The organism is Serratia sp. MYb239 (assembly GCF_002966855.1).
In the GTDB taxonomy this organism is placed as follows: domain Bacteria; phylum Pseudomonadota; class Gammaproteobacteria; order Enterobacterales; family Enterobacteriaceae; genus Serratia_B; species Serratia_B rhizosphaerae.
In genome coordinates, this window is the sequence record NZ_CP023268.1 from 2,810,706 (window position 1) to 2,830,490 (window position 19,785).

19 protein-coding genes are annotated in these 19,785 nt (G+C 57.2%); 7 read left to right on the forward strand and 12 right to left on the reverse strand.

Annotation, left to right across the window (positions count from 1 at the left end; genetic code table 11):
• Positions 1–422 precede the first annotated feature (422 nt).
• On the reverse strand, positions 423–944 hold the full coding sequence (gene ftnA, locus CLM71_RS13560; RefSeq protein WP_105231474.1) for a non-heme ferritin: 522 nt from the start codon (positions 942–944) through the stop codon (positions 423–425).
• 387 nt (positions 945–1,331) lie between these two features.
• Here ftnA and CLM71_RS13565 point away from each other — a divergent pair, with 387 nt between their 5' ends.
• Entirely contained in the window at positions 1,332–1,562 is a 231-nt protein-coding gene (locus tag CLM71_RS13565) for a DNA polymerase III subunit theta (protein WP_105231475.1), read from the forward strand.
• Positions 1,563–1,601: 39 nt separating this feature from the next.
• Here the strand turns inward: CLM71_RS13565 and pip are convergent, their stop codons facing one another.
• On the reverse strand, positions 1,602–2,561 hold the full coding sequence (pip, locus tag CLM71_RS13570; RefSeq protein ID WP_105231476.1) for a prolyl aminopeptidase: 960 nt from the start codon (positions 2,559–2,561) through the stop codon (positions 1,602–1,604).
• A 263-nt stretch (positions 2,562–2,824) separates the two neighbouring features.
• On the opposite strand from pip, the gene exoX reads away from it, so the two are divergent.
• Positions 2,825–3,493: an exodeoxyribonuclease X gene (gene exoX, locus CLM71_RS13575; protein ID WP_105231477.1), complete on the forward strand. Its 669-nt coding sequence runs from the start codon at positions 2,825–2,827 to the stop codon at positions 3,491–3,493.
• A gap of 34 nt (positions 3,494–3,527) precedes the next feature.
• On the opposite strand, the gene CLM71_RS13580 is transcribed toward exoX, so the two are convergent.
• The 7 genes from CLM71_RS13580 to cspC form a co-directional block, all read right to left on the reverse strand.
• Positions 3,528–5,561, reverse strand: a complete 2,034-nt coding sequence (locus CLM71_RS13580; RefSeq protein WP_105231478.1) for a S9 family peptidase — start codon at positions 5,559–5,561, stop codon at positions 3,528–3,530.
• A 105-nt stretch (positions 5,562–5,666) separates the two neighbouring features.
• Positions 5,667–6,320: a tellurite resistance TerB family protein gene (locus CLM71_RS13585; protein WP_105231479.1), complete on the reverse strand. Its 654-nt coding sequence runs from the start codon at positions 6,318–6,320 to the stop codon at positions 5,667–5,669.
• A 181-nt stretch (positions 6,321–6,501) separates the two neighbouring features.
• Complete coding sequence (yebF, locus tag CLM71_RS13590; RefSeq protein WP_105231480.1) at positions 6,502–6,867, reverse strand: protein YebF; 366 nt, start codon at positions 6,865–6,867, stop codon at positions 6,502–6,504.
• Between the two features lie 63 nt (positions 6,868–6,930).
• Positions 6,931–7,239 (reverse strand): N(4)-acetylcytidine aminohydrolase, encoded by a 309-nt coding sequence (gene yqfB / locus CLM71_RS13595; protein ID WP_105231481.1) that lies wholly within the window; start codon positions 7,237–7,239, stop codon positions 6,931–6,933.
• Between the two features lie 38 nt (positions 7,240–7,277).
• Positions 7,278–7,598: a YebG family protein gene (locus tag CLM71_RS13600; RefSeq protein ID WP_105231482.1), complete on the reverse strand. Its 321-nt coding sequence runs from the start codon at positions 7,596–7,598 to the stop codon at positions 7,278–7,280.
• 85 nt (positions 7,599–7,683) lie between these two features.
• On the reverse strand, positions 7,684–9,066 hold the full coding sequence (gene dbpA / locus CLM71_RS13605) for an ATP-dependent RNA helicase DbpA (RefSeq protein ID WP_105231483.1): 1,383 nt from the start codon (positions 9,064–9,066) through the stop codon (positions 7,684–7,686).
• A 174-nt stretch (positions 9,067–9,240) separates the two neighbouring features.
• Positions 9,241–9,450 carry a cold shock-like protein CspC gene (cspC, locus tag CLM71_RS13610; protein ID WP_015672709.1) on the reverse strand — a complete coding sequence of 70 codons (210 nt, stop codon included), beginning with the start codon at positions 9,448–9,450 and terminating at the stop codon, positions 9,241–9,243.
• 243 nt (positions 9,451–9,693) lie between these two features.
• On the opposite strand from cspC, the gene purT reads away from it, so the two are divergent.
• A complete protein-coding gene (purT, locus tag CLM71_RS13615; RefSeq protein ID WP_105231484.1) occupies positions 9,694–10,872 on the forward strand; it encodes a formate-dependent phosphoribosylglycinamide formyltransferase in 1,179 nt (392 codons plus the stop codon).
• A gap of 41 nt (positions 10,873–10,913) precedes the next feature.
• Here purT and CLM71_RS13620 read toward each other — a convergent pair whose 3' ends face one another.
• Complete coding sequence (locus CLM71_RS13620; protein ID WP_105231485.1) at positions 10,914–11,159, reverse strand: YoaH family protein; 246 nt, start codon at positions 11,157–11,159, stop codon at positions 10,914–10,916.
• Positions 11,160–11,227: 68 nt separating this feature from the next.
• Positions 11,228–12,238: a glycosyltransferase gene (locus tag CLM71_RS13625; protein ID WP_105231486.1), complete on the reverse strand. Its 1,011-nt coding sequence runs from the start codon at positions 12,236–12,238 to the stop codon at positions 11,228–11,230.
• A 285-nt stretch (positions 12,239–12,523) separates the two neighbouring features.
• Between CLM71_RS13625 and pabB the strand changes: the two genes are divergently transcribed.
• From pabB to CLM71_RS13645, 4 genes are all read left to right on the forward strand, one after another.
• Positions 12,524–13,897, forward strand: a complete 1,374-nt coding sequence (gene pabB, locus CLM71_RS13630) for an aminodeoxychorismate synthase component 1 (RefSeq protein ID WP_105231487.1) — start codon at positions 12,524–12,526, stop codon at positions 13,895–13,897.
• Positions 13,894–14,472 carry a CoA pyrophosphatase gene (locus tag CLM71_RS13635; RefSeq protein WP_105231488.1) on the forward strand — a complete coding sequence of 193 codons (579 nt, stop codon included), beginning with the start codon at positions 13,894–13,896 and terminating at the stop codon, positions 14,470–14,472. The genes pabB and CLM71_RS13635 overlap by 4 nt, the downstream gene beginning before the upstream one ends.
• A 446-nt stretch (positions 14,473–14,918) precedes the next feature.
• The gene (gene sdaA, locus CLM71_RS13640) at positions 14,919–16,283 is read left to right on the forward strand and encodes an L-serine ammonia-lyase (protein ID WP_015672717.1); all 1,365 of its coding nucleotides are present in this window, start codon (positions 14,919–14,921) and stop codon (positions 16,281–16,283) included.
• A gap of 277 nt (positions 16,284–16,560) precedes the next feature.
• On the forward strand, positions 16,561–18,171 hold the full coding sequence (locus tag CLM71_RS13645) for an EAL domain-containing protein (protein ID WP_105231489.1): 1,611 nt from the start codon (positions 16,561–16,563) through the stop codon (positions 18,169–18,171).
• Positions 18,172–18,194: 23 nt separating this feature from the next.
• Here the strand turns inward: CLM71_RS13645 and CLM71_RS13650 are convergent, their stop codons facing one another.
• Positions 18,195–19,742, reverse strand: a complete 1,548-nt coding sequence (locus CLM71_RS13650) for a TerC family protein (protein WP_105231490.1) — start codon at positions 19,740–19,742, stop codon at positions 18,195–18,197.
• Positions 19,743–19,785: the final 43 nt, after the last annotated feature.

Sequence of the window (19,785 nt, forward strand, 5' to 3'; positions counted from 1 at the left end):
TGGTATCCCTTAATACAAAGATGAGGACGGAATACCCGTCAGCCTTCGGGGTGCAGGCAGCCTGGCGCTCCTGCCAGCCGAATAATACGGGTACTCGCGGGTCACGACCACGCCAGAGCCATATATCCCCTACGACCCGCGTTGCGTGCGGCAACCCAATTCATTGAGGGGGAGTCAGCAGCCCCGACCCGGCATGATGGCAACGCCGTGGGAACAGGAACAAACCGTGCGTGACGCACGCAGAAAACCTCTTCCGAACAGCGTATTCTGTTAGATCATAACGATGAGTTATCATCAAGTCGAGCACATCACTGCCATTTTTCAAAATGGCAGCACGTTTCGCTGTATAACCGCAATAACGGCAGGCATAAAAAAACCGCGCCGGCATTATCTGCCAGGCGCGGCTGTTTCCGGGCTGAAAATTACAGCTGGCCGTTGCTGTCTTCGCCGCCGGCCGCGCCCATTTTCTTCAGATCCTTGTCGATAAAGAACAGCGCTTTGCCGCTGGTACCGACCAGCGCCAGCTTATCCAGTACGGATTTGAACAGTTTCTCTTCTTCATGCTGCTCGGCAACGTACCACTGCAGGAAGTTGAAGGTCGAGTAATCATGGGTGGTCATCGCCACATGCGCCAGTTCGTTGATCTGACGGGTAATCAGTTGCTCATGTTCGTAGGTCTGCTGGAACACATCGGCCAGCGACTCAAACTCTACCGGCGGCGCGGCAATACTGCCCAGCACTGGCAGCGCACCGGTATCGCTCAGGTAATCAAACAGACGCTGCATATGCTGCATTTCTTCCTGTGAGTGCTCTTTCAGGAAGGCTGCAGCGCCTTCAAAGCCTTTATCCGCACACCATGCGCTCATCTGCAAATACAGGTTCGCTGAATAAAACTCAAGGTTGAGTTGTTCATTCAACTGCTTTGTCATTTCTTGCGTCAGCATAGTTATTCCTTTCAATTTTGCAGGCCAATATTTTATATGTGCCGTATTATGCACTGCCAAAAACAAAATAAAAACAGTTGATTTACATCAAATGATGATTAATTTAAATATTCTTATTTATCATTTGGTTAAAATTAAAACCCGCCAGTGTTAATATTTATGATAATTATTTTCATCTTGCCTGAGATCTAAAGGCGAATCATTCTTATTTGAAATAACAACAATAGATATCACAAATAAAAATAATGACGACATTAGCTGCCCAGCTATATAAAAATAATTATCATTACCCCGTAAGGCGCTCGCAGCGTCACGCCGGGCTTGCCAAGCGCTGCGCGGTGCATTACCTTCTGCGCAGATAAATGCGGTATCAGTAAGGAGCATAGCGTGGGATACAATCTGGCAGAACTCTCGAAAGAAGAGATGGACAAGGTTAACGTGGATTTAGCCGCTTCCGGCGTGGCGTTCAAAGAGCGCTATAATATGCCGGTGATTCCTGAAGTGGTGGAGCGTGAACAGCCGGAATACCTGCGCGACTACTTCCGCGAACGCGTCATCCACTACCGGATGGCGTCGCACAAGTTCTCTCGCCTGCCTTACGAACCGAAAAGCAAATAACAACAGCGGCGGATGCGGCTCTCCGCATCCGCCGCGCGCTTACACCGTTTTACCGGCAAAACGATCGGTAGCCAGCATCAGCTGGTGCAGAATCCCCGGTTCATCAAACGAATGCCCTGCCCCTTCTACGATATGCAGTTCAGCTTCCGGCCATGCCTGCGCCAAATCCCAGGCGTTTTGCACCTGGCAGGCCATATCATAACGGCCATGTACAATCACCGCAGGGATATGGCGAATCAGCGGCACGTTGCGCAGTAGCTGATCGTCGCTCTGCAAGAAGCCCTGATGGGTGAAATAGTGATTTTCAATGCGGGCAAACGCCAACGCAAAGTCATCTTCACCAAACGCCGCCGACTCGGTACTTGGCAACAGCGTGACGGTTTCCCCTTCCCAGATGCTCCACAGTTTCGCCGCTTCCAGCTGTACTTCCAGATCTTCGCTGGTCAGTCGCCGGCGATAGGCGGCGATCACATCCTGACGCTCCTCGGCGGAAAGAATCGACAGCACGCGCTGCCATTTTTCCGGAAAGAAGCGTGAGGCGCCATCCTGGTAATACCAGGACAGTTCCTGTTTACGCAGCGTAAAGATGCCGCGCAGCACCAGCTCGCTGACGCACTGCGGGTGCGTTTGCGCATAGGCCAGCGCCAGCGTCGAGCCCCAGGAACCGCCGAAAACCAGCCACTGCTCCACGCCGGCCATTTCACGCAGCCGTTCGATGTCGTCGACCAAATGCCAGGTGGTATTGTTGTCCAAACTGGCGTGCGGCCGGGAGCGCCCACAGCCGCGCTGGTCGAACAGCAAGACTTTATAACGCTCCGGGTCAAACAGCTGCCGATGATAAGGGGCAATACCGCCCCCCGGCCCGCCGTGGATAAACACCGCCGGTTTCCCCTCCGGGTTACCGCTTAATTCCCAGTAGATCCGATGACCGTCCCCGGTATCCAACCAGCCACTGTCATACGCTGCTAACGGCGGATATAACCCGCGTAATTGTTCCATTGCGCTTTCCGTCTCTCTGTGAATGATGCTTTCATCAAAGCCCATGCATGCCATCAGGTCAACGGCAAAACCTGAAAACTCCGACAGATAACGGGCAGTTCACGTTCGTTTGCTTAAAATGAATACGACCGGCTATTGCATTGCTTATCATTACGTCACCTTTCGGCGTTTTTCTCACCAGCGGCCAGCGCCTCTACGGCAACGAACGTTTGGCGACAAACTCAACAACCGTTATGCTGGGAGGAAAAAGAGGAAAGCATGACATGACGTTACGCATTATTGACACTGAAACCTGCGGCCTGGACGGCGGCATTGTTGAAGTCGCCTCCATCGATCTGATCGACGGTCAACTGGCCAATCCGATGAGTGATTTGGTATGCCCGGACCGCCCCATCAGCATTGATGCGATGGCCATCCATCATATTACGGAGGCGATGGTCGAGGATAAACCCCGTATCGCCGTCGCCATTAGCCGCTATCTCGGCAGTGATTACTACGTGGCGCATAATGCCGCCTTCGATCGCGGCGTGCTGCCGGAGATGCGGGGCCGCTGGATCTGCACCCTCAAACTGGCGCGCATGCTGTATCCGGATATCAAGTACGGCAACCAGTATCTGCGCTATGCGCTGAATCTCGACGTGCAGCTGCCGCAGGACAATACGCTGTATCCGCACCGGGCACTGTATGACTGCTACGTCACCGCCGCCCTGCTGCAGCGTATTATCAAGGACTCATCCTGGAGCGCCGAAGAGATGGCCGATATCACCGAGCGGCCCTCGCTGATAAAAACGTTTAAGTTCGGCAAATATCGCGGCCGGCTGATTGAGCAGATCGCCCAGGAAGATCCGGGCTATTTACAGTGGATGCTGAAAAATCTCACCGATCTCAACCCGGATATGAAACACACGCTGAAGTACTATCTGATTGGCTGACAGAACGGGCGGCAGCGCGGCCGCCCGTTCTGCTTTACTCGGCCAGCGACAGAATAAAGGCGTATTCCAGCGCGATATCCTCATAGGCTTTGAAACGGCCGGATTTACCGCCGTGGCCGGAATCCATATCGGTATACAGCAGCAGCTGACGGTCATCGGTTTTCAACTCACGCAGCTTCGCCACCCACTTGGCCGGTTCCCAATACTGCACCTGCGAATCATGCAGGCCGGTAGTCACCAGCAGGTGCGGATACGCCTGCGCCTGTACCCGATCGTAAGGGCTGTACTGTTTGATGTAATCGTAATACGGCTTCTCATTCGGGTTGCCCCACTCATCGTATTCGCCGGTGGTCAGCGGAATGGACTCATCCAGCATGGTGGTCACCACGTCGACGAACGGCACCTGTGCCACCACGCCGTGGAACAGCGCCGGCTGCTGGTTGATCACCGCCCCCATCAGTAAACCGCCGGCGCTGCCGCCCATGGCGTACACCTGCCCGGCGGCGCCGTAGCCCTGCTCAACCAGCGCTTCGGTGACATCAATAAAGTCGTTAAAGGTATTTTGCTTGTTGAACAGTTTGCCATCTTCATACCACAACTGCCCCAATTCGCCGCCGCCGCGAATATGCGCCAGCGCGAATACAAAGCCGCGGTCCAGCAGGCTCAGGCGGCTGCCGCTGAAGGCCGGATCCATACTGCTGCCGTATGAGCCATAACCGTACACCAACAGCGGATTGCCGCCCTGATTAAAACGGTCCGCCCGGTACACCAGCGAAACCGGCACTTCAACGCCGTCGCGCGCCTTCACCCACACCCGCTCGCTGCGGTAATTTTCCGGCGTAAAGTTATTCACCTCTTGCTGTTTGAGCAGTTTGCGCTCACCGCTGTCGAGGTTCAGTTCATACAGGCTGGCCGGGGTGGTCATGGAGGAGTAGCCATAGCGCAGCAGCGCGGTTTCCGGCTCCGGGTTGTAGTCCAGCCAGGTGACATAGGTCGGATCGTCGAAGGCGATACGCTGCTCTTCACCGCTGCACCAGTGGATTTGCCGCAGTTGCGTCAGGCCGGCGCTGCGCTCTTCCACCACCAGCCAGTCGCGGAACAACTCAAAGCCTTCCAGCATCACGTCATCGCGCGCGGCAATCAGCGTCTGCCACTGCGCTTCGTCCGCAACGTCGCTCTGGTACAGGCCGAAATTTTTACCGTCTTTGTTCGAGCGGATATAGAACGTCTGCCGATAGTGATCGATGGCATATTCATGATCTTTGCGGCGCGGCACGAAAATCTGCGGCGTCGCATCGGGCCGATCGGCGTCCAGCAGCAGGATTTCCGAGGTGGTGGTGCTGCTGAGGTGGATCAGGATATAGCGCTCTGAGGTGGTTTTTTCCAGCCCGACGTAAAAGGTATCGTCGGTTTCTTCATATACCAACCGATCGTTGGCCGGGTCCGTCCCCACGATGTGATGGTAGACCTGATACGGCAGCAGCGTCTGCGGATGTTTGCGCACGTAATACACGCTGGCGGAATCATTGGTCCATTCGAAGTTGCCGGAGGTGTTTTCCAGCACTTCTTCCGCCCAGGCGTCATTCTGAAGATGCTTAAAGCGGATGTCATATTGGCGGCGCGACAGGAAGTCTTCCGCCACTGCCATCATGCGGTTGTCCGGGCTGATGTCCAGACCGCCCAGGGTATAAAACTCGCGCCCCTGCGCCCGCTGGTTACCGTCCAGCAGCGTCTGCCAGGCATCGCTTTCCGCCGCCGGCTGGCGTACATAGAGCGCATATTCATTGCCGGGTTCATAGCGCGTCTGGTAGCGGTAGCCGTTGCGTACATAAGGCGCCGAGTGCTCCTGCTGCGGAATTCGCGCCACCATCTCTTGATACAACGCTTCACGCAGCGGCTGCTGCGGCTGCAGCATCGCGTCGGTGTAGGCATTTTCCGCCTGCAGATATGCCAGCACCTGCGGATCGCTGCGCTCGTCATCGCGCAGCCAGTAGTAGTCATCAACGCGGGTATCGCCGTGCAGCGTCATCGGATACGGGCGTTTTTCCGCCTTCGGAGGGGTCATCATTACCAAATCATCCACTTACGTCTATTGATGGGCGTAAGGGTGGCATGATTGCCCCTGCCTTAACAAGTAGGCGCCGCAGCTTTTATCCTGCGGCGCCGCATTGCATTACGCCAACTCACGCTTTTTCTGATTCACATCGCCCTCGATGCCCTGTTTCACATCGTCGGGAATTTTCAGCGAGCGCGCCAGCGCGTCAAGATAGCCGCGCTCCATAAAGTGATCGACATCGATCACCATACAGCTGAGGTAATACACTTCCAACGCTTCCTCTTCGTTCTTTACGCCGAGCGCCAGCGCATCGGGATTGAGCGGCTGTTCTATCGCCTGCTGCACCCAGGCCTGCGCTTCGTCGCCAATCTGCAGCTGCGTCAGGCTGTCGTCAATGGCACGACGCTCGTCATCATCAATATGACCGTCGCTTTTCGCCGCAAACACCAGCGCCTGCACCAGCCGCTTGGCGCGTAGATCGACCGGCGTCGACTGCATGCCGAACTGCGGCTCATCCTGATGGGTATCTTTCACCCGTGATTTGTATTTGTTCCACAGCACCGCGCCTGCCGCGGCGCTGCCGCCGATAATCAGTGCGTTTTTACCGAATTTACCGACCAGCTTGCGCGAGGATTTATTCGCCAGTAATACGCCAACCAATCCGCCCAGCGCGCCGGGCGCCAACAATTTGCCGATGCCTTCTGTACTGCTGTTCGCGCCTTTTTTTTGCCCCAACAGCGATTGAATCTGCTGCATCCAACTGTTTTTCATTGCATCCCCTCGCATGGATAGTAAAGCGAACGGGCACCTGTGCCGGAACGCTGCTAAAACTCCAGATTAGGGGATTTTTTGTCAATTAACGTATGGCGGGGAAAATTTGTGTGAGGCATTAGGCAAGTTGACAGGAAAGATTCGCCAATCAGGGCGCCTGCGTCGCGCCCTAGCGCAGGAGTTACTGCGGTTCGCTGTAAGCGATATCGCCGGTCTTGCAGTTAAGCGTGACGCGATAGGTTTTATCCGCCTTGCTGCCGCGCACCGTTAGCGGCACCTGCCAGAGGTCGTCCTCACCGCTGACCGCATCCGGGCTGACCCAGGCGACCGGCGTTGCGGTACCGAGCAGTTTTTTATCCGATGCCCAACGCGTGATGCGGTTTTGCAGGAAATCGCGCTTTACCTGTGCGGCGACGTCCGCCGCCTGCAGCCCGACGCACAGACCAACCTTCGCCGTCCGCTGCTCATGCTGCTGCGCCTGAGCACTGCCGGTAAAACCCAAAATAACCGCCAGCACGGTGGCCAGCCCCAATCCTGTTGCTCTCATATACCCTCCAGTTGTCATTACACTACCCGGAGAGCGCTGACTGGCATCAGGCCTGGCAGGCGATCAACATTTACGAAACACGATCGCAAACAGTTCATCCACCCCCGGATAGATCTCCTTGATAACCTGCCTCAGCGCATCGAGCGACATGTTTTCCTGCCTGGCGTGCTGTTCGGTCAACGCGTCCAGACGAACCGGCGTCACTGACAACACCTCGATAAAACAGAAAAACGCTCCGTCTTCGTGGCGACTGACGCGTAATACGTCGCCGGGCTGGAAATGCGATTCGCTGGCATCACGCAGGGTGATGGTTTTACGTTCGGCTAAAATATCCTGCTCGAAACGGCTGAAGAACGTGATTTCACCGCCCATCTTAGATCCTTTTTCATCACAATGCTGCAACATAGTGATTAAGCAGCCTGTTTTTCCGACGCGCTTCCCGCTTTTGTCGCCGCCTTCTTGTCACTCTTCGGTTTTGCCGCCTTAGCGTCCGCCTGCTGTGGCGCACCGCCGCGCAGAATGTGCGTCAGCATCTCTTTATGTTCCGCCAGGAAGAAGCTCAGCGTGTCACGCTGCTCTTCATCCAGCCCCAGCGGCGCCTGCTGCAGCCATTCACCGAGATTATCGGCCAGATCGAGCATTTTGTCGTAAGCGTCGGCTTCCTTTTTGCTGGCGAACGTCATTTTTTCCTCACCGTTTCTGACCACTACGTATTTAACTTCAACCGCCATGCGTATTCCCCAAAAGATTTAAATACTGTATATAAATACAGTATAAGTAATACCACGCGGAGGCACAAGCGGCCTCCGCGGTTAATTATTTCAGCAGGCGCGCCTTGCAGTTTTTCCCTTTGATTTTACCTTCACGCAGGCGCTGCAGCGCTTTACGGGCGCTGTTCTTGCGGATGGCCACATAAGCATGCATCGGGAACATATCAATTTTTCCGACCTCCGCCGCAGTCAGCCCCGCTTCGCCGGTCAGCGCTCCCAGAATATCGCCGGGACGAATTTTCGCCTTGCGGCCGCCGTCGATGCACAGCGTGGCCATCTCTGCTTCCAGCGGCGCGTTGCTCGCCCCGCTCAGTTCGCTTACCCGCGCCCACTTCAGATCTAGTTGCAGATACTCTTCCAACGCATGCGCCCGCGCCATTTCCTGCGGCGTACACAGCGTGATCGCCAGGCCGCTCATGCCGGCGCGGCCGGTACGGCCAACGCGGTGCACGTGCACTTCCGGGTCGAAAGCCATTTCGTAGTTCACCACCAGCTCAAGATCTTTGATATCCAGCCCGCGCGCGGCGACATCGGTCGCCACCAATACGCGGCAGCTGCGGTTGGCAAAACGCACCAGAACCTGATCGCGGTCGCGCTGTTCCAGGTCGCCATGCAGCGCCAAGGCGCTGATATCACGTGCTTCCAGCGCATCGCACACGCTCTGACAGTCGCGCTTGGTGTTGCAGAACACCACGCAGGAAGCCGGCTGATAATGCCGGATGGCGGCCAGCAGCAGCGCCGGACGCTGGTCGCGCGTCGTCTCATAGAAGCGCTGTTCGATGGTAAGCGGCGCATCATCGTCGTCCACTTCCACGCTGAGCGGCGTACGCTGTACGCGGGCGCTGATACGCTCAATACCGTCAGGATAGGTGGCGGAAAACAGCAGCGTCTGGCGCTGCGGCGGCGTATAGGCAATCACATCGTCGATATCGTCGGCGAACCCCATATCCAGCATGCGGTCGGCCTCGTCCAGCACCAGCACGTTCAGCGCGTCCAACTGCAGCGTTTTTTTACGCAGGTGCTCCTGCACCCGCCCTGGCGTTCCCACCACGATATGCGGCGCATGCACCAGCGAATCCAGCTGCGGCCCCATCGGCTGGCCACCGCACAGCGTCAGGATTTTAATATTCTGGGTAAAGCGCGCCAGACGGCGCAGCTCTTTGCTGACCTGATCGGCCAGTTCGCGCGTCGGGCACAGCACCAGCGCCTGCGTCGCCACCTGCCCGACATTGATTTTATCCAGCAGGCCAATGCCGAACGCCGCCGTTTTACCGCTGCCGGTTTTTGCTCTGGCGCGTACGTCCTGCCCTTGCAAAATTGCGGGCAGCGCCGCGGCCTGCACTGGCGTCATGGCGGCATACCCCAGTTCGTTGAGGTTGGCCAACTGTGCGGCTGGCAGCGACAGGGAAGAAAAGGAAACTGTGCTCACGGCGATAAACTCTTTATAGGCGGATGAAAAGGCGGCGCTGCCGGTCGGCAGCTTATCAGGGGCAGATGATAACAGAGAAGGCCCGGCGCCGTCATAATACCTGGCGGCCGTTCCCGGCGACTGCGCATAAAAAAACCCGCCTTAAGCGGGTTTTTTTGGCAGCGATGTCGCTAATTAGATAGCAACAACATCGGCTGCAGCCGGGCCACGTTGGCTGTCCTGGATGGAGAACTCAACCTGCTGGCCTTCAGCCAGAGTCTTGAAGCCATCGCTAACGATTGCGGAAAAATGAACGAAAACGTCCTTAGAACCGTCGGCTGGAGTGATAAAGCCGAAGCCTTTGCTTTCGTTAAACCATTTTACGTGACCAGTGATCTTAGCCATTTGACTTTCCTTTACTTGATAAACCTGCCTTTACGGCACTTACGGCGCGAAGGCCCTGCGTTATGTAGGTCTTCTTTCACCGCTGATTATTAACGCATAATCATGCCTACAGGGCAAATTTTTTCGTTTCTTCCGCCTATACGGTCTGTCGGCCGGCGGGCGCACCGGCTGGCAACACAATCGTTTTCGTATATACTGCGCGCTGATTTACATTGGCTTCATTTTCACATCAGGTACGAAATTATGCTAACTATTGGAACCGCCCTGCGCCCTTCCGCCACCCGAGTGATGCTGCTCGGATCCGGCGAATTGGGGAAAGAAGTGGCTATCGAATGCCAGCGTCTGGGGCTGGAGACGATCGCCGTTGACCGCTACGCCGACGCACCGGCAATGCACGTGGCGCACCGCAGCCATGTGATCAATATGCTGGATGGCGAAGCGCTGAAGAGCGTTATCGAACAGGAGCGCCCTGACTATATCGTGCCGGAGGTTGAAGCCATCGCCACCGCAATGCTGGTGCAGCTGGAACAACAAGGCCACCGGGTCGTCCCCTGCGCCGAAGCCACCCGCCTTACCATGAACCGCGAAGGCATTCGCCGTCTGGCTGCGGAAACGCTCGGGCTGCCCACCTCCACCTACCGCTTTGCCGATGATGAAGAGAGCTGCCGACAGGCAATCGCACATATCGGCTACCCTTGCATTATCAAACCGGTGATGAGTTCCTCCGGCAAGGGCCAGAGCCTGCTGCGCGATCCTTCCCAACTGAGCGCCGCCTGGGACTATGCCCAGCGGGGCGGCCGCGCCGGCGGCGGCCGGGTGATAATCGAAGGGCTGGTCAAATTCGATTTTGAAATTACCCTGCTGACTATCCGCGCCGTCGACGGCGTGCATTTCTGCGCGCCTATCGGCCATCGTCAGGAAGATGGCGACTACCGTGAATCCTGGCAGCCACAGCAGATGTCTGCCCTGGCGCTGGAGCGTGCGCAACAGATTGCCGCCCAGGTCGTTACAGCGCTCGGCGGTTACGGCCTGTTCGGCGTAGAGCTGTTCGTCTGCGGTGACAACGTCATTTTCAGCGAGGTTTCGCCGCGTCCGCACGACACCGGCATGGTCACGCTGATTTCGCAGGACGTCTCACAGTTTGCGCTGCACGTGCGCGCCTTTCTCGGTCTGCCAATCGGCGCCATCCGCCAGTTCGGCCCGGCGGCATCCGCCGTGATTTTACCGACGCTCGACAGCGGCGATCTGCGCTTTAGCGGACTGGATAAGGCGTTGGACGGCACCAATCAGCTGCGGCTGTTCGGTAAACCGGAGATTGCCGGACGGCGTCGTTTAGGCGTCGCGCTGGCCTGCGGCGACAGCACCGAGCAGGCAGTGGAGCGCGCCAAACAGGCGGCTGCAGCGGTTGTGGTGCAAGGTTAAACTGATGCGGGCGTAGCAGGACGCTGCGCCCGGAAATGATATCAATAATCGTCGTCGTCTTCGTGTTGCGGGTCAGCATCCTGACGGGGCGTATCCTGCCCATCGGGCGCGCTATCATCGGCCTCGTCTTCCTCATCAAACAGCACGGCAACCCGTTCTCCCTGATGCTTTTCACGAATTTCCTGTGCAACGCGGGCGATAGCTTCGCCGCTGCTCATGCCCTGCTCCATCAGCTGATGGATGCGCTCTGCGGCTTCCTGCTGTTCCTGGTGGTTCAGCGACGGCATTCCAAGCATGTTCTTATCTCCGGCAAATTTGGAGAGGGATTATACCGCGCGCCGCCGCCGCCGCAAGCTTAGGGTCGCGCGGCCTGTGAATAGCCGACATCCTCGCTTCGCCACCGCTTCAGACGATGGCGCCACAGCAGCACATGCCAGCCCTGTTTAATTCCGCGCGCATTGGCCGCCATCACTACGTCCATACCACGCTGATAGAACTCACGTACGATTTGCTGCTGCGCTGCCGGTTCCGGCTCGCGGCGAACGCTGTGGCAAATTCCCAGCGCCTCGCGGGTAATCTGCCAGTGAAACGCCGGGCGGATGGCAATGCGATCGGCGTAGCGTTGATTCAACGCCACCAGCATATCGATGATCTTCATATAATGACGCTGATAGTCGACGTTCGCCGCGCCGGTGCGGCGGCGGTTACTGATCGACTGGCCATGTACGCGCTGGCGATACAGCGGCGTGCTGAGATATTTCACCCGCCTGGCGTTAAACATCACCTCGGTAGTCCACGGAATATCCTGATGGTGTAAACCCGGTTCAAAATAGAGCCGGTGTTGTTTAATAAAATCAAGCCGATAAATCGCCAGCCATACCACGTGAATAAACTTCCGCGAATTTAATGCGCGTTCAAACCACCGAACCCCGCTAATAACGTCGGTGGATGCCAAACGCTGCGGCGGAATAATCGGCAGCAGCTCACCATTGTGCTCGAAATAACGCTCGCCGTTGCACTGCATCACATCCAGCTGATGTTTTTCCGCCTGCTCGATTAATGTTGCGTACATCTCCGGCGACAATACATCATCGGCATCAGGGAACGCGACATATTTACCACGCGCCACCGCCAGGCCGCGATTGCGCGCCACTGAAACGCCGGCATTATTCTGATCGATGACCTGAATATGTTCATAACGTGCGGCATAGTCGTGTGCTATTTCCGCGGAACCATCGGTAGCGCCGTCATTGACGATAATAATTTCCAGACGTTGTTCCTGCTGCGCCAATAAAGACTCAAGGAATGGCACCAGTAATTCGCCCACATTATGCATCGGGACGATAACGCTCAGCATTAACGACATAAATTTGCTCTATTACTTATTATCAGGTGGAAAGTTAACCTGTTTAATGTCACATCGCCCAACACCGCATGATTATCGCTGGCTGGAAAGTCTGGTATCGCCCAGAGCAATGTAAACACCGTGTAAATATTCGTGAATCTTTGCATATTTAAATTTCGTTTAAGGAGCAAAAAATGCTTCGCCGGCTATCCTTTGCCCTGCGCGTCAAACATGCGCACGATGCGCTAATGTGGCAAACTAACGCCCCAACACCGACGTTCCCGTTAGCCAGGTTTATAACAATTCATGACTGCTACCGCTCCGCACCTTAAATCCTTGCCTTATACCCGCGACATGCTGCTGCAGCTGTTTTCCCCGTTGTCCGCACAGCCGTGGGCCATGCTGCTGCATTCCGGCTTTGCCGAGCACTCCCATAACCGGTTTGATATTTTGGTGGCCGATCCCTGCGTTACGCTGACCACCCGCGGCGCGGCAACGGACATCCGCCATGGCGACGACTGCCTGAGTTCGACGGACGATCCTTTTACTCTGCTGCAACAGCAGCTATCAGCGCTGCCTTTCACCCCGCCGGCCGACGACAACCTGCCGTTTCAGGGGGGGGCGCTGGGGCTGTTCGGTTACGATCTGGGACGGCGGGTAGAAACGCTGCCGACGCTGGCCCGAGCGGAACTGACGCTGCCGGATATGGCCGTCGGCATTTATGACTGGGCGCTGATCGCCGACCACCAGCAACAGCGGCTCACCCTGCTGAGCTACGGCGATATTGAACAACGCTGGCAGTGGCTAAACAGCCAACGGCCGGTGCCGGCGGCGACGTTCCAGCTCACCGGCAGTTGGCAGGCGAATATGACGCGGGCGCAGTACGGCGAGAAATTTCAGCGCATTCAGCATTACCTGCGCAGCGGCGACTGCTATCAAATCAATTTGGCCCAGCGCTTCTCCGCGCCTTATCAGGGCGACGAATGGCAGGCTTTTCTGCGGCTAAACGACAGCAACCGCGCGCCGTTTTCCGCCTTTTTACGTCTGCCGCACAATGCGGTGATCAGCATTTCGCCGGAGCGCTTTTTATGGCTGGAGCGCCAGCAGGTACAAACCCGGCCGATTAAAGGCACGCTGCCGCGACTGGCCGACCCGCAACAGGACGCGGCTCAGGCGCAGCGGCTGGCCGAGTCGCCGAAGGACCGCGCCGAAAACCTGATGATCGTCGATCTGCTGCGCAATGATATCGGCCGCGTCGCGCAGCCCGGCAGCGTGCGCGTTCCCGAACTGTTCGTCGTCGAACCCTTCCCAGCCGTGCACCACCTGGTCAGCACCATTACCGCCCGCCTGCCGGCCGCTACGCCGGCGAGCGAACTGCTGCGCGCCTGCTTTCCCGGCGGCTCCATTACCGGCGCGCCCAAGGTGCGGGCAATGGAAATTATTGAAGAGCTGGAACCACAGCGGCGCAACGCCTACTGCGGCAGCATCGGCTATATCAGCGCCTGCGGCACCATGGACACCAATATCGCCATCCGCACGCTGATGACTGAAAACGGTCACATTCACTGCGCCGCCGGCGGCGGCATCGTGGCCGACAGCCAGGAACAGGCGGAATATCAGGAAACTTTTGATAAAGTAGGCAGAATCTTACCGCTGCTGGGGGAGTTTAACCCTTCGTGAACCCACCGACCTATCCCGATTCGCTGGCCGCCTTTATCAGCCGTTTTCAGCTACAGCTGCCGCAGGCGGTACAAACGCCGCACGGCGTACGCGCCGCCGCCGTGCTGGTGCCGATAGTATGCCGTGAGGAGCCTACGCTGCTGCTGACCCGACGCGCCGATACGCTGCGCAAACATGCCGGACAGGTGGCGTTCCCCGGCGGCAAGGCCGATCTGCAAGACGCCTCACTGATTGCCACCGCGCTGCGTGAAGCCGAGGAAGAAGTCGCCATTCCGCCTGCCGCGGTGCAGGTGCTTGGCCAGATGGCGCCGCTCGACAGCAGCAGCGGTTTTCGCGTGACGCCGATCGTCGGTCTGGTGCCGGCCGATATCCGCTTTCACGCCAATGAGGGCGAAGTGGCGGACGTGTTCGAAATGCCGCTGCACGAAGCCCTGACGCTGTCACGCTATTACCCGCTGGATATTCACCGCAACGGCTACCGCCACCGGGTGTATCTGTCCTGGTATCAGCGCCGCTTCGTCTGGGGGCTGACCGCCGCCATCATCCGTCGTCTGGCGCAGCAGGTCAGCCTGTAACCCCGCCTTTAAGTGATCTCCGTCACATCCCGCTCACGGACTATTCCGGGTTTCGGCACGAAAGCGATCGCCATCACTTCATCGGCCTGCCAATTCAACTATCTTGCAGGCCATTGAGGTTTTAAAAAAACTGTAAACCCTCTCTTAAACATTACGATATGCCTGTAAAATACGCTCAATCGGTATAAACCTCTAAGCAAATAGGGTTATGCCGACCGCGTGCGGTTAAGGAACGCCGGCGCGATGGCCCGAGAGACGCTCGGTACGACGCTGCTTACGGCAGGCGCCATGCCCGTAGCCATCACCCATTTTGTGACGCCACGGATTATTTAATTTCATGCGAAAAAGAGCGCCAAACCCGTAAGGCCTCTTTACAATATCGCTGTTCCCTGCGCGGTTTTTAACCGCTGCAGCCATAACAATATGCCTCTTTAAGGAGTTCTAGCGTGATTAGCGTTTTCGACATGTTTAAGATCGGCATCGGCCCGTCCAGCTCTCACACGGTTGGACCGATGAAAGCCGGCAAACAGTTTGTCGACGATCTGGTAAATAAAGGCCTGATGCCTTCTATCACGCGTGTTGCCGTTGATGTTTACGGCTCACTCTCATTGACCGGTAAAGGTCACCACACCGATATCGCCATTATTCTCGGCCTGGCCGGCAACCTGCCGGACAGCGTGGATATTGACGGTATTCCGGGTTTTATTCGCGATGTCGAACAGCGTCAGCGCCTGATGCTGGCAGGCGGCCTGCACGAAGTTGACTTCCCGCGCGACGGCGGCATGGTGTTCCGCAGCGACAACCTGCCGCTGCATGAAAACGGCATGTGCATCCACGCCTTCGCCGGCGATAAAGAAGTCTACAGCAACACCTATTATTCCATCGGCGGCGGTTTTATCGTCGACGAAGCGCATTTTGGCAAAGCCGACGTCAGCGAAGTCACAGTGCCCTATCCTTTCCATTCGGCGCGTGAAATGCTCGAGCACTGCCATAATACCGGCCTGTCGCTGTCCGGCATGGTGATGCAAAACGAGCTGGCGCTGCATAGCAAGCAGGATATTGAAGCCTACTTCGGCAACGTCTGGCAAACCATGCGCGCCTGTATCGACCGTGGTCTGAATACCGAAGGCGTGCTGCCCGGCCCGCTGCGCGTACCGCGCCGCGCCTCGGCGCTGCGCCGCATGCTGGTCGCCTCCGACAAACTGTCCAACGATCCGATGAACGTCATCGACTGGGTCAACATGTTCGCCCTGGCGGTCAATGAGGAAAACGCCGCCGGTGGCCGCGTGGTTACCGCACCGACCAACGGCGCCTGCGGCATCGTGCCGGCGGTGCTGGCCTATTACGACCACTTTATTGAGTCGGTCAGCCCGGATATCTATATCCGCTACTTTATGGCCGCCGGCGCTATCGGCGCGCTGTATAAGATGAACGCCTCCATTTCCGGTGCGGAAGTCGGCTGTCAGGGCGAAGTCGGCGTCGCCTGCTCCATGGCCGCCGCCGGCCTGGCCGAACTGCTGGGCGGCAGCCCGGAACAGGTGTGCGTCGCGGCGGAAATCGGCATGGAACACAACCTGGGGCTGACCTGCGATCCGGTGGCCGGGCAGGTACAGGTGCCATGCATTGAACGCAACGCCATCGCCTCGGTTAAAGCGATCAACTCGGCGCGAATGGCGCTGCGCCGCACCAGCGAGCCGCGCGTATCGCTGGATAAGGTGATCGAGACGATGTACGAAACCGGTAAAGATATGAACGCCAAATATCGCGAGACCTCGCGCGGCGGCCTGGCAATCAAAGTCCAGTGTGACTAAACCATAATAAGACCCCGCCAATCGGCGGGGTTTTTGTTTGTTTTTTCAGCCAATTAAAAACAATGAGTGACAACGTCACTCCATCATTCCTGACATGCTGTGCCTCTATCTCCGGTTTAACCCGCGTTTTATCCCTTTGTTCACGCCAACTGAAATAAATTATTACGCTATCATTTCCTCCTCTACCATCACGGCTAAAATTAGCCGAGAATCAGAAGGTAGGAGCAAGTCCGATGCTGTACATTGGATGACTTAGCGCAACAAGGATTCAACGTCGATGTTAATGACCCAATTTGCTGTCAACAAGTACCGCCATTATCGCTGGTTGCTCGCCGGCGCGGTTGGGTTGGCTATCCTGTTAATCTCATTATACATTCGCTACTATCAGGAAGTTAAAACCATCGAACGCAGCCAACAGCGGCTGGCGGCGCACACCATTACCAAAATAGAACGCCTTTTGCAGCCGGCCAGCGAGCAGGCCCGGCACACGATGGCGCTGGTCGGCCGCCCCTGCAGCACACTGACCGCGACGCTGCGTTATCGCGCGGCGCAGAACCAGGCGCTGCGCTCCGTGCTGTTGGTCAAAGATAACGACATTTATTGTTCCAGCCTGTTCGGCCAACGTCAGTATCAGCTCGACGCCCTCTTGCCACAACTGCGCCCGACCGCCGAGACGCAGTTGGTGCTGCGTCCGTCGCTGTCGGTGACCAAAGGCCTGCCGACGCTTGTCATGTGGACGCCGCAGGCTCAGGACGTCCACAGCGGCATTCTGCACGTGTTCAATATCGACCTGCTGTCGGATTTTTTGCTGGAGCCGCAACAGCCCTACGGCCAGCGTATCGTGCTTAACGTCGGCGCACAGAGTCTGGAGTATGCCAAACGAGAAATCATCGACAGCAACACCCTACGCGGTAACCTGCGCTATACCTCAGCCTCCGGACTGTATCCCTTCACCATCTCGCTGTTCGGTCCCTCAACCCAGCGAATGGCGCTCGACGCGCTGCCCGCCCATATACCGCTGGCATTGCTGATCAGCCTGCTGGCTGCCTATGTGGTCTATCTGATTACCGCCAATCGCATGAGCCTGTCTTACCATATCAGTCATGCCATCAACCGCCGCGAGTTCCAGGTTTACTGCCAGCCAATCATTAACGGCGCCAGTGGTCGCTGTCTCGGCATAGAAATTCTGTTGCGTTGGAACAGCAAACGACAAGGCTGGATCTCGCCGGACGTGTTTATCCCGCTGGCCGAGCAGCACGGGTTAATCACCCCCCTGACCCGCTTTCTGATGACCACGGTGGTGGAAAATCTGGCGCTGTTCCCGCCACGCCCTTCGTTTTATATCAGCATCAACGTCGCCGCCGAGCACTTCAACGCGCAGACGATCCTCGCCGATATCCGCCGCATCTGGCTGCCGGCCAACCCCATGCCGTCGCTGATGCTGGAGCTGACCGAACGCACCGCGCTGTCGGAGATTCAATACGAACATATTCGCGCGCTGAAAGAGCTGGGCGTCATGCTGGCGATTGATGATTTCGGCACCGGCCACAGTTCGCTCAGCTATCTGAAAAAGCTGAGTCCGGACGTATTGAAAATCGACCGCGCCTTTACCGCCGCGATCGGCACCGATGCCATCAACGCCACCGTCACCGATACCATCATCACGCTTGCCCACCGGCTGAAGTTAAAACTGGTGGCCGAAGGGGTGGAAACGGCCGAACAGGCCGACTACCTGTGCCTGCGTCAGGTCTATGCGCTGCAGGGCTATTACTTTGCCAAGCCGATGCCGATTCAGGAGTTCCCGCAGTGGCTGCAGCACTATGAAACGCACCAGCGTGCAGCGTCGGAAGTCCCCCACGCGGGGGGAGAAATGAAACCGGAGGCCTGAGCCTCCGGTGGGTGATTACTCGATTACTCGGGGTCTGCCTGTTCCGGCATTCCCTGACTGATCCTCACCAGTTCAATGCGGTATTCGGACGCCGCCAGGATTTCAAAGCGTAAACCGTTCTGTTCCAGCACTTCGCCCACCGCCGGCATCTGGCCGTAATGCGACAGCAGGAAACCGGCCAGCGACGCATAATCCTCCGTCGGGCTCACCAGATCCTGACAGTTCAGCGCCTGCTCCAGAGAATGCAGATCCGCACCGCCCTGCACCAGCCAGCTGTCGCCGTCGGCAACGATATCCGGCGTTTCATCCTCATCCGGGAATTCGCCGGCGATCGCCTCCAGCACATCCAGCGGCGTTACCAGCCCCTGCACCACGCCAAACTCGTTGGTGACCACCACCAGACGACCCTTGGCACGGCGCAGTACCGCCAGCAGGTTAATCACGTCCATGGTTTCCGGCACCACGATCGGCGGCGTACGTGCGGCAAACTCGGCGATATCCTCGCCCTGTTCCAACGCCACCAGCAGATCTTTGGCGCGCACCACGCCGATAACTTCATCCAGCTCATCACGGCACACCGGGAACAGGCTGTGCGGCGTATCCAGCAATTGCGCCCGCACTTCGTCGCGTGAGCGATCGCAATCGACCCACGAGATCTCAGTACGCGGCGTCATCACGCTGCGCAGCGAGCGCGAGGCCAGCGTCAGTACGCCGCTGATCATGTAGCGCTCTTCTTCCGCGAAGGCTTCATCCGCCGGTAGCAGTACGTCTTCCGTCGCCTGCTGCTGAGCACGCTGCTGCCCCATCAAACGCATAATGGCCTCTGCCGTACGCTCACGCATCGGCCGACGTTCCTGATGCTTGATAAAGTTGCGACGCGCAATCTGATTAAACAGCTCGATCAGAATCGAGAAGCCGATCGCCGCATACAGGTAGCCTTTCGGAATATGCAGGCCGAAACCTTCTGCGATCAGGCTCAGGCCAATCATCAGCAGGAAGCTCAGGCACAGCACCACAATGGTCGGGTGCGCATTGACGAAATTGGTCAGCGGCTTGGACGCCAGCAGCATCACCGCCATGGCGATCACCACCGCGGTCATCATCACCGGCAAATCGTTCACCATGCCGACGGCGGTAATCACCGCATCAAGCGAAAACACCGCATCAAGGATCACAATCTGCACCACCACCGCCCAGAACTTGGCATAACCGCGGTTGCCCTCATCCTGGTGCGAGTGCCCTTCCAGCCGCTCATGCAATTCCATGGTGGCCTTAAACAGCAAGAACACACCGCCGAACAGCAGAATCAAATCGCGGCCAGAGAAGCTGAACTCCGCCACGCTGAACAGCGGCGTGGTCAGCGTGACCATCCACGAAATCACCGACAACAGCCCCAGGCGCATAATCAGCGCCAGCGACAGGCCCAGAATTCGCGCCTTATCCCGCAGCTTCGGCGGCAGTTTGTCTGCCAAAATGGCGATAAACACCAGGTTGTCGATACCCAGTACGATCTCCAATACCACTAAGGTCAGTAACCCTGCCCAAATTGAGGGGTCCATTAAAAATTCCATGTCAGACTCCGGAAAAAGACAGATTAGCTAAGCGACGCGCAGG

What these genes read in the sequence shown, in the direction of transcription:
- ftnA (WP_105231474.1), bottom strand. Translation starts at nt 944, where the DNA reads ATGCTGACGCAAGAAATGACAAAGCAGTTGAATGAACAACTCAACCTT.
- yebF (WP_105231480.1), bottom strand. Translation starts at nt 6,867, where the DNA reads ATGAGAGCAACAGGATTGGGGCTGGCCACCGTGCTGGCGGTTATTTTG.
- pabB (WP_105231487.1), top strand. Translation starts at nt 12,524, where the DNA reads ATGACTGCTACCGCTCCGCACCTTAAATCCTTGCCTTATACCCGCGAC.
- CLM71_RS13650 (WP_105231490.1), bottom strand. Translation starts at nt 19,742, where the DNA reads ATGGAATTTTTAATGGACCCCTCAATTTGGGCAGGGTTACTGACCTTA.
- CLM71_RS13585 (WP_105231479.1), bottom strand. Translation starts at nt 6,320, where the DNA reads ATGAAAAACAGTTGGATGCAGCAGATTCAATCGCTGTTGGGGCAAAAA.
- purT (WP_105231484.1), top strand. Translation starts at nt 9,694, where the DNA reads ATGCTAACTATTGGAACCGCCCTGCGCCCTTCCGCCACCCGAGTGATG.
- pip (WP_105231476.1), bottom strand. Translation starts at nt 2,561, where the DNA reads ATGGAACAATTACGCGGGTTATATCCGCCGTTAGCAGCGTATGACAGT.
- CLM71_RS13600 (WP_105231482.1), bottom strand. Translation starts at nt 7,598, where the DNA reads ATGGCGGTTGAAGTTAAATACGTAGTGGTCAGAAACGGTGAGGAAAAA.
- exoX (WP_105231477.1), top strand. Translation starts at nt 2,825, where the DNA reads ATGACGTTACGCATTATTGACACTGAAACCTGCGGCCTGGACGGCGGC.
- CLM71_RS13645 (WP_105231489.1), top strand. Translation starts at nt 16,561, where the DNA reads ATGTTAATGACCCAATTTGCTGTCAACAAGTACCGCCATTATCGCTGG.
- CLM71_RS13620 (WP_105231485.1), bottom strand. Translation starts at nt 11,159, where the DNA reads ATGCCGTCGCTGAACCACCAGGAACAGCAGGAAGCCGCAGAGCGCATC.
- CLM71_RS13625 (WP_105231486.1), bottom strand. Translation starts at nt 12,238, where the DNA reads ATGTCGTTAATGCTGAGCGTTATCGTCCCGATGCATAATGTGGGCGAA.
- yqfB (WP_105231481.1), bottom strand. Translation starts at nt 7,239, where the DNA reads ATGGGCGGTGAAATCACGTTCTTCAGCCGTTTCGAGCAGGATATTTTA.
- CLM71_RS13580 (WP_105231478.1), bottom strand. Translation starts at nt 5,561, where the DNA reads ATGATGACCCCTCCGAAGGCGGAAAAACGCCCGTATCCGATGACGCTG.
- cspC (WP_015672709.1), bottom strand. Translation starts at nt 9,450, where the DNA reads ATGGCTAAGATCACTGGTCACGTAAAATGGTTTAACGAAAGCAAAGGC.